This window comes from Nonomuraea sp. NPDC050663 (assembly GCF_044456985.1).
Lineage (GTDB): Bacteria > Actinomycetota > Actinomycetes > Streptosporangiales > Streptosporangiaceae > Nonomuraea.
Genome location: NZ_JBITGL010000023.1, coordinates 77,130 through 91,843, shown reverse-complemented (window position 1 = coordinate 91,843; position 14,714 = coordinate 77,130). Strand labels below are relative to the sequence as shown.

General features: G+C 69.6%; 12 protein-coding genes. 7 read left to right on the top strand and 5 right to left on the bottom strand.

What is annotated here, in order from left to right:
- Positions 1-57 precede the first annotated feature (57 nt).
- The 5 genes from ACIBH1_RS43515 to ACIBH1_RS43495 all read left to right on the top strand — a co-directional run bounded on the left by ACIBH1_RS43515 (position 58) and on the right by ACIBH1_RS43495 (position 6,620).
- A complete protein-coding gene (locus ACIBH1_RS43515; protein ID WP_397319968.1) occupies positions 58-1,659 on the top strand; it encodes a glycosyltransferase family 4 protein in 1,602 nt (533 codons plus the stop codon).
- 96 nt (positions 1,660-1,755) lie between these two features.
- The gene (locus ACIBH1_RS43510; RefSeq protein ID WP_397319967.1) at positions 1,756-3,018 is read left to right on the top strand and encodes a nucleotide sugar dehydrogenase; all 1,263 of its coding nucleotides are present in this window, start codon (positions 1,756-1,758) and stop codon (positions 3,016-3,018) included.
- A 20-nt stretch (positions 3,019-3,038) separates the two neighbouring features.
- Positions 3,039-4,127 carry a glycosyltransferase gene (locus ACIBH1_RS43505; RefSeq protein ID WP_397319966.1) on the top strand — a complete coding sequence of 363 codons (1,089 nt, stop codon included), beginning with the start codon at positions 3,039-3,041 and terminating at the stop codon, positions 4,125-4,127.
- A gap of 2 nt (positions 4,128-4,129) precedes the next feature.
- Positions 4,130-5,929 (top strand): DUF4434 domain-containing protein, encoded by a 1,800-nt coding sequence (locus ACIBH1_RS43500; RefSeq protein WP_397319965.1) that lies wholly within the window; start codon positions 4,130-4,132, stop codon positions 5,927-5,929.
- Positions 5,930-5,939: 10 nt separating this feature from the next.
- On the top strand, positions 5,940-6,620 hold the full coding sequence (locus ACIBH1_RS43495; protein WP_397319964.1) for an NrtR DNA-binding winged helix domain-containing protein: 681 nt from the start codon (positions 5,940-5,942) through the stop codon (positions 6,618-6,620).
- Here ACIBH1_RS43495 and ACIBH1_RS43490 read toward each other — a convergent pair.
- The gene (locus ACIBH1_RS43490) at positions 6,580-7,755 is read right to left on the bottom strand and encodes an MFS transporter (RefSeq protein WP_397319963.1); all 1,176 of its coding nucleotides are present in this window, start codon (positions 7,753-7,755) and stop codon (positions 6,580-6,582) included. The genes ACIBH1_RS43495 and ACIBH1_RS43490 overlap by 41 nt on opposite strands.
- A 23-nt stretch (positions 7,756-7,778) precedes the next feature.
- On the opposite strand from ACIBH1_RS43490, the gene hisC reads away from it, so the two are divergent.
- The gene (gene hisC, locus ACIBH1_RS43485; protein WP_397319962.1) at positions 7,779-8,837 is read left to right on the top strand and encodes a histidinol-phosphate transaminase; all 1,059 of its coding nucleotides are present in this window, start codon (positions 7,779-7,781) and stop codon (positions 8,835-8,837) included.
- Positions 8,838-8,875: 38 nt separating this feature from the next.
- On the opposite strand, the gene ACIBH1_RS43480 is transcribed toward hisC, so the two are convergent.
- Positions 8,876-10,336, bottom strand: a complete 1,461-nt coding sequence (locus ACIBH1_RS43480; RefSeq protein WP_397319961.1) for a saccharopine dehydrogenase C-terminal domain-containing protein — start codon at positions 10,334-10,336, stop codon at positions 8,876-8,878.
- Positions 10,337-10,517: 181 nt separating this feature from the next.
- Between ACIBH1_RS43480 and ACIBH1_RS43475 the strand changes: the two genes are divergently transcribed.
- Positions 10,518-11,657 (top strand): type III PLP-dependent enzyme, encoded by a 1,140-nt coding sequence (locus ACIBH1_RS43475; protein ID WP_397319960.1) that lies wholly within the window; start codon positions 10,518-10,520, stop codon positions 11,655-11,657.
- Here the strand turns inward: ACIBH1_RS43475 and ACIBH1_RS43470 are convergent.
- From ACIBH1_RS43470 to ACIBH1_RS43460, 3 genes are all read right to left on the bottom strand, one after another.
- On the bottom strand, positions 11,635-12,600 hold the full coding sequence (locus tag ACIBH1_RS43470) for an EamA family transporter (RefSeq protein ID WP_397319959.1): 966 nt from the start codon (positions 12,598-12,600) through the stop codon (positions 11,635-11,637). The two genes, ACIBH1_RS43475 and ACIBH1_RS43470, sit on opposite strands and share 23 nt — an antisense overlap.
- A 70-nt stretch (positions 12,601-12,670) precedes the next feature.
- On the bottom strand, positions 12,671-13,126 hold the full coding sequence (locus tag ACIBH1_RS43465; RefSeq protein WP_397319958.1) for a MarR family winged helix-turn-helix transcriptional regulator: 456 nt from the start codon (positions 13,124-13,126) through the stop codon (positions 12,671-12,673).
- Positions 13,127-13,254: 128 nt separating this feature from the next.
- Positions 13,255-14,544, bottom strand: a complete 1,290-nt coding sequence (locus tag ACIBH1_RS43460) for a GTP cyclohydrolase IIa (RefSeq protein WP_181610341.1) — start codon at positions 14,542-14,544, stop codon at positions 13,255-13,257.
- Between the last annotated feature and the right edge of the window lie 170 nt (positions 14,545-14,714).

Below are 14,714 nucleotides of genomic sequence, written 5' to 3'. Positions count from 1 at the left end.
ACCGACGTGGTATCCGACCCAAGACGTCCAATTTCTGCCAAGTCGGCGAAGGCAGGCGTGGGCGGGCTCGTCAAGGGCTTCTTCCAGCATCCCGTGATCGTCTCTCGCGTCGTCTTCGCGAAGGTCAAGTCGGATCCGCTGCGTGTGGCCCAGGCCGCCGCCGACGCCCTTCCGCCGCGCCTGCGTCCCATCGTGGGCAAGGTCGCCTGGCCCGCCGCCCGCGGGGCGCGCAGGCTGGTGCGCATGGTCGGCATGCGGATGATCCAGGCGCCTTGGAACGAGGCGAAGGAGCTGTGGGAGAAGGGCCGCGTCACCGAGGCGGCCAAGGTGCTCGACCCCCACGCCAAGTACCCGTTCGTCAAGCGCCGGGCCCAGTACTACCGGGGCGAGCTGGCCGCGATCAGCCCTGACCCGATCCCGCCGGGCCCGAAGGTCGCGGTGGGCGACAGGGTCAAGGGCCGGGTGCTTCACCTGGTGACCAACGCTCTGCCGTACACGCAGGCCGGTTACACCGTGCGCACGCACAGGATCGTGACCTCGCAGCAGGCCAAGGGCCTGGACCCGCACGTGGTGACCAGCTGGGGCTGGCCCATGATGCAGGGCCACGCGATGGCCGAGCCGTTCGAGGAGATCGACGGCATCCCGTACCACCGGCTGCTGCCGGGCGGCGGCGACGTGCCGTTCGAGATGCGCGGGCGCATCGTCAGGGGCGCGGAGGACGTCACCAAGCTGGTCGCCTCCCTCAGGCCGCAGGTGTTGCACGCGGCCACCGACCACCGCAACGGCTCGGTGGCGCATGCCGTACGCGACAGGACGGGCACGCCGTTCGTCTACGAGGTGCGCGGCTTCCTGGAGGAGACCTGGGCCTCGCGCGACCCCGACCGGGTCGGCAGCGAGCGGCACGTGCTGCAGCGCGACCGTGAGGCGTTCCTCATGCGCGAGGCGGACGCCGTCGTCACGCTGGCCGAGACGATGGCCGTGGAGATCGTGGAGCGCGGCGTCCCCCGGGAGAAGATCTACCTGGCGCCGAACGCGGTGGACGACTCGCTGCTGACGGCGGAGTACGACGGCGAGGCGTTCCGCCGCCAGATGGGGATCGTGCCCACCGACATCGTCGTGGGTTCCGTGTCGAGCATCGTCGCCTACGAGGGCTTCGCGACCCTGCTGCACGCTGCGGCGTTGATGCGTGACCAGGGCACGCCGATCAAGGTCCTGATCGTGGGCGACGGGGCCGAGCGGGAGAACCTGCTCGCGATCGTGGACGAACTGAAGCTGGACGCTCTGCTGCCGGGACGGGTGGGCCCCGAGGAGGCCCTGCAGGCGCAGGCGGCGATCGACATCTTCGCCTGTCCTCGCGAGGACCTGCGGGTTTGCCGACTCGTTACGCCATTGAAACCCGTCGAGGCGATGGCGCTCGGAAAGCCCGTGGTGCTCAGCGATCTGCCCGCGCTGAGCGAGCTCGTGGGCTCCGACGGGGCGGGTGCGCTGGTCAGGCCGGGCGACCCGGCCGAGCTCGCCAAGGCGCTGGCGGAGCTGCGGGAGGACCCGGCGCGCCGGGCCGAGATGGGTCAGGCGGGCAAGGCCGAGGTGGCCGCCAAGCGCACTTGGGGACGTGTTGCTGAGACATATCGGGGTCTGTATGAGTCGCTTGCCATTTGATCACCCTGTCGCATCTGACGGTTTCCTTAGCATTAGGCGTGAGCTAGGTGGACTTGAGATAACCTTTGCGACCATGAAGTGTTCTAAGGCGATGTCGTGACAGATTTCGACCTGGCCGTCATCGGACTGGGCTACGTCGGCATGCCCCTCGCCAAGGAGGCAGTGGCCGCTGGGCTGCGCGTCGTCGGCTACGACGTCGACCCGCGCAAGATCGACGCGCTCAACTCCGGACGCTCCTACATCGACGACCTGACCGACGCGGACCTCGAGCACATGCTGGCCAACGGGTTCAGCGCGACGCTCGACGAGACCGTGCTCGCCACGAGCGGGACGATCGTGATCTGCGTCCCCACCCCGCTCGACGAGGACCACCGCCCGGACCTGTCCGCGGTCGAGGGCGCCACCGGCGCCGTGGCGCGCAACCTCACCGCCGGCACCCTGGTCGTGCTGGAGTCCACCACCTGGCCGGGCACCACCGACGAGGTGGCCCGCCCGATCCTGGAGAGCGGCGGCCTGACGGCCGGTGCGGACTTCCACCTGGCCTTCTCGCCCGAGCGCATCGACCCGGGCAACCCCAAGTTCGGCCTGCGCAACACCCCCAAGGTCGTCGGCGGCTTCACCTCCGCCTGCCGCGACCGCGCGTCGGAGTTCTACGCGCAGCTGGTCGAGCAGGTCGTCCCGGTGAGCGGCACCCGCGAGGCCGAGATGGCCAAGCTCCTGGAGAACACCTACCGGCACGTCAACATCGCCCTCGTCAACGAGATGGCGATCTTCTGCGACGAGCTCGGCATCAACCTGTGGGAATCGATCGAGGCCGCGGCGACCAAGCCGTTCGGCTTCCAGAAGTTCCTGCCGGGACCGGGCGTCGGCGGGCACTGCATCCCCGTCGACCCGTCGTACCTCTCCTACACCGTGCGCAAGCTCGGCTATCCCTTCCGCTTCGTGGAGCTGGCGCAGGAGATCAACGAGCGCATGCCGTCGTACGTGGTCAACCGCGTGCAGCGCCTGCTCAACCGTCACAAGAAGGCCGTGAACGGCGCGAAGGTCGTCCTGCTGGGCGTCACCTACAAGCCCGACATCGCCGACGAGCGCGAGACCCCGGCCCTGCCGGTGGCCCGCGCGCTGCTGGAGCTGGGCGCCGAGCTCAGCTTCGTCGATCCTCACGTCAGGGAGTGGAAGGTCGACGGCGCCCAGGTGCCGCGTCAGGATGACCTCGCCGAGGCCGTGGAAGACGCCGACGTGACGCTGCTCCTGCAGCAGCACGCCGCCTTCGATCTCGACCTCATCGAGTCCAAGGCCCGGCTCGTGCTCGACACCCGCGGTGTGCTCACCGAGGGTGAACGCATCGAGCGGCTCTAGCGACAGGAGGGCTGCGCTCAGTGCACGTGCTCGTCATGACGGTGGTGCATCACCCCGAGGACGCCCGGATCCTGCATCGGCAGATCCGTGCGCTCGTCGATGCCGGTCATGAAGTCACGTACGCCGCGCCGTACACCGCCCGCGGCGTGGTTCCGCGTCCCTGGGTGACCGGGGTGGACCTGCCGCGGGCCGCCGAGCGCAAGCGCCTGTCGGCGGTCATGGCCGCGCGCAGGCTGTTCAAGCAGATGCGCAACAAGGTCGACCTGGTGCTCATCCACGACCCCGAGCTGCTGTTCGCGGTCTGGGGCGTGCGCAACCGGCCGCCGACCATCTGGGACGTGCACGAGGACAACCCGGCCGCGATGTCGCTGAAGCCGTGGTTGCCCGCGCTGCTGCGGCCTCCCGTTCGCGCGCTGGTGCGCATGCTGGAGAGTACGGCGGAGCGGAAGCTGCACCTGCTGCTGGCCGAGACGGCCTACGCGGGGCGCTTCAAGGAAGCCCACCTGATCGTGCCCAACGAGACCTGGGTGCCCGACTCCGTCACCCCTCCGGGAGACGACCGGGTGGTCTACCTGGGTTGGATGTCCTGGGCCCGCGGGGTCCAGGAGGCGGTCGAGGTGGCCAGGCTGCTCCAGCCGTACAAGATCTCCGTGGAGCTGATCGGCTACGCGGACCCGCAGTCGCGTCCGATGCTCAACCAGGCGGTCCAGGACGGTGTGCTGGAGTGGCGCGACTTCATGCCCAACGACGAGGCTCTCAAGCGGCTCGACGGCGCCCTGGCGGGCCTGTCGCTGCTGCACGACGAGCCCAACTACCGGCACTCGATGCCGACCAAGATCGTGGAGTACATGGCGCACGGCATCCCCGTCATCACGACTCCCTCGCCTCGGGCCGTCGAGCTCGTGGAGCGCTACGACAGCGGCGTGGTCGTGCCGTGGCAGGACCCCAAGGCCGTGGCCCAGGCCGTCCTGACCCTGCGTGACGACGAGCGCGAGCGTAAGGCGCAGGGCGCGCGCGGCTACTCCTCGGCCAGGGCCAACCACCACTGGCCGAACTCGGCACGGAGGTTCGTCGCCCAGCTCGAGACCTGGGCCGGAGTGCTGAAGTAGCGGTGCGCTGGCTCATCGGGCTGCTCGGCGCGGCCATCATCGCCGCGGTCGCCGCCGTGGTGATGGTGCTGCCCGACGCCGGCAAGCCGCCGGTCAAGGTCAGCGAGAAGAGCACCGCCACGCCCTCCAAGAAACCGCAGAAGACGGAGAAGCCCATCCCGTCGCCGACCGCGACGCAGCTCGTCGACGAGTGCGGCACCTTCAAGACCACCGAGAAGGTCAGCTACGCCGTCACCGGCTACTGGATCACCCCGTCGACCAACCCCTGCACGTGGCGCCACCAGATGGAGGACATCCACCTGGTGGGCGGCGACACGGTGATCAGGATCGGGTACGGCATGCAGCACCGTGCGATCAAGGACGGGCTGCTGCTGAAGAACGGCGAGGTCGACCCGATGTTCGAGCCTTGCCAGGAGAACGGGCGCAGCTGCCTGCGGGCGGCCCAGGACGAGCTGAAGCAGGCCAACCCCGGCAACCGCGTCAAGCACGTCTACGCCTACCGCACCGACGAGTCGTTCGGCCCGTCGATCTTCCGGTGCCCGCAGATGGAACGCATCATCCAGGGCGAGGGCAAGCGGGCCTTCTTCCGCCTCGTGGCACCCTCCGACGGCTCCGACTCGGCCACCTGCGACTTCACCGAGGCCCAGGACTACGACGTCATCCTGATCGCCGCCTCCAAGACCGACAGCCTCGACCAGCTGCTGAAGCTCGGCGAGCAGTTCGGCGTGCAGGTCTTCCCGGCGCTGCCGCTGGCCCCGCGCGACCCGGAGCGGCCGATCCGCGCCGACCCCGAGCACCTCAACGCCCTGACCACGCTGACCCGCCGCATCCTGCAGGACTACGGCGCCCGCTTCAAGGACCACATCGCGCTCGGCGGCGTCTACCAGCCGTTCGAGGTGCAGATGACGGCCGCGCTCGAGAGCAATCCGACGCTCGACGTCTTCAGGGAGCAGCACCTGCTCGTGCAGCAGGAGCTGTCGTCCGAGAAGCAGATCCTGATCTCGCCGTACATCGACGCCCGCAAGCGCGTCGACCACGGCCAGAGCCCCGCCCAGGTCGCCGCAGGCTTCAAGGCGCTGGCCGCCACGGGCGTGGGCATCATCGTGCCCCAGGACGGCCGCGGCACCGGCAAGGGCGCGCTCTACTGGCCCGACGAGCGTGACGATCCGGTCGACGACAGCCTCAAGCCGGTGGTCGGCGACGCCACGTTCGGCACCGCCTACCGGGGCTCGACCCGCGAGTACTTCCGCGCCATGGCAGACGTCCGCGACCAGCTCATCGAGCAGGGCGACGACGTGGAGCTGTGGGCGAACGTGGAGGCGTTCGAGCCGTCGGGCACCGAACCCTGCGCCACCCAGGGCACGCGCGGCAAGACCACCAAGGAGCGCCTGGACCAGGCCGTCGCCATGACCGGGCGATACGTGCAGAAGGTCGTCTCCTACATGTGGAGCGACTTCTACACCTGCGGCAGACCGTCGCTCCAGGACGACCTGCTGTCGGACGCCGGCCGGCCGATCGCCGTCGACGCCATCCGCTCGCCCGAGGACGGCGCGGACGGCGTGCGCCTGCGCGGCTACAAGCTGGAGAGCGGCGGCGTCATCACCGTCACCTGGGACGGGGGCGAGGCGACGCTGCCCATCGTCGAGGCGATGGAGGCCCTGGAGGACCAGGGCGAGGGCGTGATGGAGACCTGGGTGCCGTTCGACTGGCGGCAGGTGCCCAAGGGTTCCTGGGTGCGGATCGGCGTCGGCACGATGAACGGCAAACTGGCAACGGAGCCTCTGCACGTCCGTATCCAGTAACGTGCCTGGCATGGTCCCCAGGATTCCGGTCAGCGTGGACCTCGTCGTGCTCACGGTGCGGTGCAATGCCTTGAGTGCCCTGGTGTGGCGCCGCGACAACCCGCCCTACCTGCGGCGCTGGTCGTTGTCCGGCGGCTTCATCCAGCTCGACGAGGACCTGCCCGATGCCGCCCGCCGGATCCTCGACGAGCGGGCCGGGCTGCCCGGCGCTCCCGTGCACCTGGAGCAGCTCCAGACCTACGGCTACCCCGACCGTGACCCCCGCCAGCGGGTGGTCAGCGTCGCCTACCTCGGGCTGGCGCCCGACCTGCCCGCCTCCGAACAGGCGCACATGGCGTGGGTGCCGGTCGACGACCTGACCGCGATGGCCTTCGACCACCGGCGCATCATGCTCGACGGCATCGAGCGGGCCAGGGCGAAGCTTGAATACACCCCGCTGGGCGCCGCCTTCTGCCCTCCCGAGTTCACCGTGGCCGAGCTGCGGCGAGTCTACGAGATCGTGTGGGGACGCCTGCTCGACCCGCGCAACTTCCACCGCAAGGTCACCAAGGCCGAGGGTTTCCTCATCGAGACGGGCTCGACCACGACCCGCGACGGGGGCCGCCCGGCCAAGCTGTATCGCCGGGGCCCCGTCGAGGCGCTGCATCCTCCTATGCTGCGCGCGGCAGCCTCAGGGCAGCCGAGCACATGACGACCGTGGCCACCAGGAGCGTGGTCCGGCTGTCGAACCAGGTGGCCAGCAGGCCGCCGAGCACCATGAAGAGCGGCTGCGCCACGGTCGTGGCGAAGGCCCACAACGCGGTCACCCGCGACATCAGCTCGTGGGGCGTGACGGCCTGGCGGTAGGCGGTCATCGTCGAGTTGGCGGCGCCGGCGAAGAGCAGCACCATGCCGAACCCGACTCCGCACATCGCCAGCCCGACGGGTCCTGGCACGGCCAGGGCGATGAGGAAGTACCAGGGACCGCGCAGCTGGCTGGCCCACCACAGGGCACGCACCTGGCCCAGCCGTACGGCGAGGCGAGGGGCCAGCCGCGCCCCCAGGAAGCCGCCGAGCGACGGCACCCCCATCAGCAGGCCGTATTGCCACTCGGTGAAGCCCAGGTCGTTGAGGTAGAAGTAGGCGGCCACGCCGGCGGCCATGGCGCTGCCGCCCGCGAAGCCCACCCAGCTGACGAGCATCGGCATCAGCACGCGGTGCCCGCGGGCGAACCTCCATCCGGCGAAGATCTCCTCGCGGCGCGAGCCGCCGTCGACGCGCTCGGGCGGATCGGGTTCAGGGGTGCGCAGCCGCCTGACGGCGAGCGCGGAGGCCAGGAACGACAGGGCGTCGGCGAGCAGGACGACGGTGGCGCTGAAGAGGCCGACCAGGGCGCCGCCGACGGAGGGACCGACGGAGATGCTGAGCCACCGGGTCGACTCCAGGCGGCTGTTGGCCTCGATCAGCTCCTCTCGGGTGACGAGTGCCTTGAGGTGCGACTGCGAGGCGGCGGCGTGGGAGACGATGCCCGTCGCGTTGATCACCGCGACGAGGCACAGGTGCGGGTAGGTCACCCAGGGCAGCGGCAGCAGGCTCAGCAACGCCAGGCAGCGGGCCAGGTCCGTCGCGATCATCACCGGCCGCTTGCGCCGGAACTCGATCACCCGCCCGATCGGGAAGGCCAGCACCGCCGTGGTCCCGGCGGCGAGCACGCCCAGCAGGGCGACCTGGAAGGGGGAGGCCCGCACCTGATTGATCGCGATGATGGGGATGGCGACCATTCCGACCGCCGATCCCAGCTGGCTGATGGCGGAACCGGTCCATAAGCGCCGGAAGTCGGGGTTCACCCGGAGAGTTATATCGTGTGCCCATGCCTCGTTTCCGCTCCATCCTGGACACCATGCCCGGCTACGTTCCCGGGAAGGCCGTCGTGGGTCCCGACGGCCGGTCGTTCAAGCTCTCCTCCAACGAGTCGCCCGACGGCCCGCTGCCCTCGGTGGTCCAGGCGATCGCCGAAGGGGCGACGCAGATCAACCGCTATCCGGACCCCGCGGCGGTCAGGCTGACCGAGGCGATCGCGGCCAAGTTCGACGTGCCCGCCGAGCACGTCGCCCTGGGCGCGGGCTCGGTCACGGTGGCCCAGGAGCTGTTCGCGACCATCGCCGAGCCGGGGGCGGAGGTCATCTACGCGTGGCGTTCGTTCGAGGCCTACCCGCTGCTGGCCGACCTGGCCGGGGTGACCTCGGTGCGGGTGCCGCTCGACGGCGAGGACCACGACCTCGACGCGATGGCGAAGGCGATCACCGACCGCACGCGCATGATCTTCGTCTGCAATCCGAACAACCCGACCGGCACCTCGATCCGCCGCGACAAGCTGGTGGCCTTCCTCGACAAGGTGCCGAAGGACGTGCTGGTGGTGCTCGACGAGGCCTACCGCGAGTACGTGCGCGACGAGGAGGTCGTCGACGGGCTCACGCTCTACCGCGACCGGCCCAACGTCTGCGTGCTGCGCACCTTCTCCAAGGCGTACGGCCTGGCGGGCCTGCGCGTCGGCTACCTCATCGCCCACGAGCCGGTGGCGGCGGCGGTGCGCAAGGTCATCGTGCCGTTCGCGATCAACCACCTGGCGCAGGTCGCCGCCGTGGCCTCGCTGGCGGCCGAGGACGAGCTGCTGGAGCGGGTCGACCTGGTGGTCAAGGAGCGCAGCAGGGTGCGCGAGACGCTCATCGCGCAGGGCTGGGAGGTGCCGCCCACCGAGGCGAACTTCGTCTGGCTGCGGCTGGGCGAGCGCACGCTCGACTTCGCCGCCGCGTGCGCGGCCGAGGGCGTCGCCGTACGGCCCTTCGCGGGGGAGGGCGCCCGCGTCTCGATCGGCGCCCCCGCCGAGAACGACGCCTTCCTGGCGGCCGCCGCGGCCTTCCGCCAGTAGATCGGTGAGGGCCCTGGAGTCCAGGGCCCTCGCCGCGGTCACACCAGGAACGTGCCGAACTGCCAGACGTCGTCCTGGCCCGGCTCGGCGACGAACTTCTCGAACGGCTGGTAGCGGTCGGTCAGCGGCGTCCAGTCCGACTGCACCGACGGCGTCGGGCCCAGGTACGGGTTGGCCCAGTCGAGGACGACCTTGTGGTCCAGGTCCTCGGGCGTGCACAGGCCCGCGTCGGGGTTGTCGAGGATCCAGGCGATCGCGCCCAGCACCGAGGCGGCCACCTGCAGCGTGGTGGCGTTCTGGCCGGGCACCAGCTCGCGGGCCTCGTGGATGTCGAGCTGCGAGCCGACCCACCACGAGGTCAGGTCGTGGCCCATGAGCAGCACGCCGAGCTCGTCGCGACCGCTGACGATCTCGTCGGTCATGATGCGCTGCGGCTCCTGCAGGCGGTAGCCGTTCATGCGGCACTCCAGCCAGGAGGCGATGGCGGCGTCGGTCGGCAGGTAGGCGTAATGGACGGTGGGGCGGTAGACGGCCTCGTCACCGTTCCACACGGTCAGGTAGTCGCTGATGGTCATGGCCTCGCCGTGCCGCACGACCATGCCGTGGATCGAGCCGGCCTCGGGGACCCAGCTCCGCACCCAGGTGGAGTGGCCCGCCTGGGCCAGGCAGATCTGGTTGCGCGGGCCCTCGGCGTGGGTGTGGGCGTTGGCCGGAAGGGTGCGCTCGTGGGTGCCCCAGCCCATCTCGGCCGGGGCGACGCCCTCCTCGTAGAAGCCCTCGATCGACCAGGTGTTGACGAACTCGCCGACCTCTTTGGGCTTGTCGCTGATCTGGGTGTCGCGCTCGGAGATGTGGATGACCTTGACGCCGAGGTCGTGGGCCAGGTGCGGGTAGTCGGCTGCGTCGAGCAGGCCCTCCAGCTTCGCGCGGCGGGCCTCGTCGACGCCCTGCTTCAGCAGCTGCTTGGCGATGTCCTCCAGCGCGACCTTGGTCCAGTGGGAGACCAGGCCGGGGTTGGCGCCGTGCTCGACGACGGCGGTGGGGCCGTCGGGGCGCCAGGACCTGGCCTTCTTCCGCAGGCCCATGTGGCGGTGGTAGAGGGTGCGCTCGACCGGCGGGGTGTCGGCCTGGTCGGCGTAGGGGTCCCACAGCTCGACGCTCGTGTCGACGTAGCGCACGCCGTGGTCCTGGCACCAGTCGATGATGTCCTCGGTGCCGATGTTCCAGCTCAGGTTGATCAGCAGGTCGCCGTCGCCGACGTACTTGGCCAGCGTTTCGGCCATGTTCTCCGGGGTGATGCGGTCACGCACGTAGGTGGCGCCGGCGGCGAGGGTGTCGGGGATGAGCCCGGCGTAGTCCTCGAAATCCATCACCGTGAGCTTGGTGAAGTCCATGTCCAGGTGGCGCAGCAGCAGCGGCTGGAGGCAACGGGAGACCGAACCGGAGCCGAGGAGCAGCACCCGGCCCTTGACGGTGAGACGGCGGGCGGGGGTCGTCATGAAGAAAGCCTCCAGCGGGGGAACAAAAAAGACCGCCGCGAATTTAGCACGAATACCGGCCGGGTAAAGTCATTATTTCACTGAATGGCTAACCAGTCAGTCGCTGAATGATTAACCAGTCAATTCTGAATGGCTGTTCAGTCAACGCACGCGCGCGGAAAAGTGTGCATACTCATCGCTCGTGACCACCCTCCAGAGCTTCGAGCGCGCTCGGGCCCACCTCGCCGAGCAGGCCCCCGCTACCCCGGTCCTCGTGCTGGACCTGCATGTCGTCGCCGAACGCCTGAACGAGTTCACCCGGACCTTTCCCGGCGTGACGTGCTATTACGCCGTGAAAGCCAACCCGCAGCCCGAAATCGTGGAGCTGCTGGTGCGCCACGGCGCTTCTTTCGACGTGGCCAGCACCGCGGAAATCGACCTGTGCCTGGCCGCCGGCGCGGCACCGGAAACGCTTTCCTACGGCAACCCCGCCAAAAAAGCGCGGGACATCGCCTACGCGTACTCGCGCGGTGTGCGCCTGTTCGTCTTCGACAGCCCGCAGGAGTTGGAGAAGCTGGCCGAGCACGCTCCGGGAGCGCAGGTCTTCTGCCGGATCGCCGCCACCTCCGCCGGCGCGTTGTGGCCGCTGGGCCGCAAGTTCGGCTGCCCGCCCGAGCAGGCCGCCTCGCTCCTGAGGAAGGCCTTCGACCTGGGCCTGGTGCCCGTCGGCATCTCCTTCCACGTCGGCTCCCAGCAGCTCGACCCCACGAGCTGGGAGGCGCCGATCGCCGCCGCCGCACAGGCCTTCGCCGACTGCGGCCTGCCGATGCGCCTGCTCAACATGGGCGGCGGGCTGCCCGCCCGATACCAGGGCGAGCAGCCGCCGATGAGCGCGTACGGCGAGGCGATCCTGGCCTCGGTCGCCCGCCACTTCCCCGGCTTCGCCGGCGAGCTGGCGATGGAGCCGGGCCGCTGCCTGGTCGCCGACGCGGGCGTGCTGCGCACCGAGATCGTCCTGGTCTCCGACGAGCGCAGCAAGGACCGGTGGATCTACCTCGACATCGGCCGGTTCGGCGGGCTGGCCGAGACCGAGGGGGAGGCGATCCGCTACCGCGTGTCGACCGCGCTCGACGGCGGCCCCGAGGGGCCCGCGGTGCTGGCCGGGCCGACCTGCGACAGCGCCGACATCCTCTTCGAGCGCGCGCCGTACACGCTGCCCCTGGGGCTGACCGCGGGCGACCACGTCGACATCCTCAGCGCGGGGGCCTACACCACCAGCTACGCCTCGATCTGCTTCAACGGTTTCACTCCGCCCGCGGTCATCTGTCTCGACCTCGACTGAAGCCGCTGGTGGTGGTCTCCAGGTCCTTGGCGGCCGGCACGGGGCGCTTCGAGCGGCGCTCCGTGGAGATCACCAGGGCGACGCCCACCACGATCACCAGGCCGCCCGCGAGGATCTGCGGGGTGACCGGCTCGGACAACATCAGCGCGCCCAGCACCACCGCGACCACCGGGTTGACGTAGGCGTAGGTCGACACCAGCGAGATGGGCGCGTTGCCGAGCAGCCACACGTACGACGTGAACCCGACCAGCGAGCCCACCAGGATCAGGTAGAGCAGGCCCAGCCACGAGGTGGTCGAGACCTGGGCGAGGTCGAGGCGCTCGCCGGCCGACAGGCCGAACACCGCCAGCCCCACCGCGCCCACCGCCATCTCGACGGTGCTGGCCGCGAACGGGTTCTTCGGCATCGCGATGCGCCCTGACAGGAACGACCCCACCGCCCACGAGAACGACGCGAGCAGGATCACCACGATGCCGGTGGTGGACCCCTCGGATCCACCGCTGAGCGACAGCGCCGCCACTCCGCCGAAGCCCACCAGCACGCCGATGAGCGTCACCAGCTTGGGCCGGTCTCTGACCAGCAGCCTGAAGATCACCAGCCACAGCGGCACCGAGGCCACGAGCAGCGCGGCCAGGCCGGTCGAGATGTGCTGCTCGGCGACGGCCACCATGCCGTTGCCCGCGGTGAGCAGGAGCACGCCGACGATCGCCGCGCCGAGGAACTCCCTGGCCGTCATGCGGAAGGCGTCGCGGCTGCGGATCGCCACGACCACACCGAGGATCAGCGCCGCCGCGGAGAACCGCAGCGCGCCGTGGAGCATCGGGGGCATGGTCTCGATGGCGAGCTTGATGCCGAGATAGGTGGAGCCCCACACCACATAGACCAGCCCGAGCGCCACCCAGATCAGGATCGCCTTGCGCTTGTCAGTGGTGTCTTGTTGCATGGCTCATGACTCTACAGGGCGCCACCGACAAGAACTTTACCGGCCCTTGGATCTCAGTTCGCTGCGCGAACTAATTGCGGTCCATGAAGACGACGGGGGCCTCGTTGTCCATGACCATGCGTGCCAGCAACTCCGCGAGCATTTCCCTGTCGGTGTCGCCGAGGCTCGCGGGCAGGCCCTCGAGCCGCCTGACGGTCTCGTTGTAGAAGGCGTCGGCGAGCTTGCCGCCCTGCGTGGTCAGCGTGACGCACACGGCCCTGCCGTCGTTCGGATCGGGCTCGCGTCGCACCAGCCCCCGCTGGGAGCTTCGGTCGACCAGCTCGGTCAGGCTCGACTTGGCCAGGCGCAGGACCGCTCCCAGATCGCTCATGCGGTAGGGCTTGGCCATCAGGACGCACAGCAGCTGGCCCTGCTGGGGGGTCAGGCCGTACTCGCGGGCGGACTCGGCGTAGACGGCGTTCACGAGAAACGCCGAACGGACCAGCGCGCTCACCACGCCCAGCTTTTCGCCCGTGTCCTTGCCCATCCGGGCAGCCTACCATTATTCGTGACACGAACTGTTGGCTTCAATGATCATTGCAGGCGCGTCACGGTGGGGCGGCCCGCCGTCCCTGGAAAGGGGAAGGGGGACGGCGGGCCTGTTCGTGAAGGGCGTCAGCGTGGTCCGAGCTTCTCGACGATCAGCCGGTAGAGCTGCCGTGGACGGCCGGGCTGAGGCGTGCGGTTCGGAGGCAGCGGCCACGCGAGTCCCTCGTCAACCAACGTGCGCAGCAACCTCCGGGCCGTGCGGGGGGTGACCCCCAGCATCTTGCCCGCACCTTCAGCGTCGACCACGGTGTCCCCGCCTTCGAGCTTGGCGGCGAGTCTGGCCAGGACCTCGATGCCCTTCGGCTTCAAGGGGGTGGAGCCCGCCGGGGGCATCCGGGGTGCGGGGACCAGAGCGCGGCCCTCGCGGTCGACGGCGAACCCCTGAGCCTGCTTTCCCGCCTGGGTACGAGCCAGGGCGGCACGGGCGTGGGATTCGGCGTCGTGGGTGGTGCGGCCCATGCCGACGCCCACTTCGACGGCGAGACCGAGCTCGTCGCGAATGCGGGCGGCGAAGGGCAGGACCCGGAAGCCGTCGGTGGCCGCGGCGATGGAGCCGCGGGTCGCCGTCACCAGGTAGCTGTGGTCGTCGATCGGCCAGACCGTCGCGTTGATGCGGTTGGCTTCCTGGACCAGCAGCCGGTGGAGCGACAGACGTAGCTCGTCGCGCCAGTATCGCGGTGATGCCCGCCGTACGGGCTCGCGAAGGGTGGGGACCTCCACGAGAACGACGGTGAGCTGTGACTCCTCCAGCCGGTGATGTGCGCCCAGGAGCGCCGCTGTGTGCAGCGCCGTACGCACGGCGGCGGAGGTGGGCCGTATCCGGATGGCCGGCACGCCCGCGCTCTGGAGCCTGTCGGCCACGGAGGGCAGGCAGGTCAGTGCGCCGGTGGTGGCCCCTTGTCGGGCCAGTCTTTCGTGGTAGGCCGCGATGGTCCCGGTGGCGCCGGGCTCGTCGCGGCTGTGGACATCCGTAGCGGAGATGCCCAGATCTGTGTACGCCTCCTCAACCTCTGCCCTGCTGATCACGTCGATGCTGACCCGCTGGGGATCGAATCGGGTGTCAAGTGCAGCCTTCGCCAACGCCGCGATCAGCCCTGCCCCGCCCACCTGCACGTATGTCGCCGGCATGGTGAGCACGCCGGAACGTCGAGCCAGCTCGTAGGGAACCGGGCTGGCGAACAGGCACGCGTCCACTCCTGGACCGAGCCGGGTGACCTTGTCGGCTGCCTCCTGCTCGTCGCGGTAGGCGGCAGCCACCAGGCGACACGGCAGGGGCGCGGCTGCGTGGCCCATGAGCATGACCCTCTCGACGAGGTCATGCGGCCCCACCACGCCAATGGTGAGGTCCGGTGTCATGGCGCCCGGGCGTGACACTCGGGGAGGCTCTTCGGTCCGCTCGACCAATGTTCGTCCCATCCTGCCATCCGTCGCAGTTGTCTCTCTCTTTTGGAACGATCGCTCGCGGGGGCCGTAATGTCACGCCCGACTTTTCCGGAAAGTCGTTCTGGTTGACTCTCCGAGAGGAT

Excerpts from the sequence above, each read along its gene's own strand:
- ACIBH1_RS43495 (WP_397319964.1), top strand. The coding sequence starts at position 5,940 with ATGGTCCCCAGGATTCCGGTCAGCGTGGACCTCGTCGTGCTCACGGTG.
- hisC (WP_397319962.1), top strand. The coding sequence starts at position 7,779 with ATGCCTCGTTTCCGCTCCATCCTGGACACCATGCCCGGCTACGTTCCC.
- ACIBH1_RS43480 (WP_397319961.1), bottom strand. The coding sequence starts at position 10,336 with ATGACGACCCCCGCCCGCCGTCTCACCGTCAAGGGCCGGGTGCTGCTC.
- ACIBH1_RS43470 (WP_397319959.1), bottom strand. The coding sequence starts at position 12,600 with ATGCAACAAGACACCACTGACAAGCGCAAGGCGATCCTGATCTGGGTG.
- ACIBH1_RS43465 (WP_397319958.1), bottom strand. The coding sequence starts at position 13,126 with ATGGGCAAGGACACGGGCGAAAAGCTGGGCGTGGTGAGCGCGCTGGTC.
- ACIBH1_RS43460 (WP_181610341.1), bottom strand. The coding sequence starts at position 14,544 with ATGACACCGGACCTCACCATTGGCGTGGTGGGGCCGCATGACCTCGTC.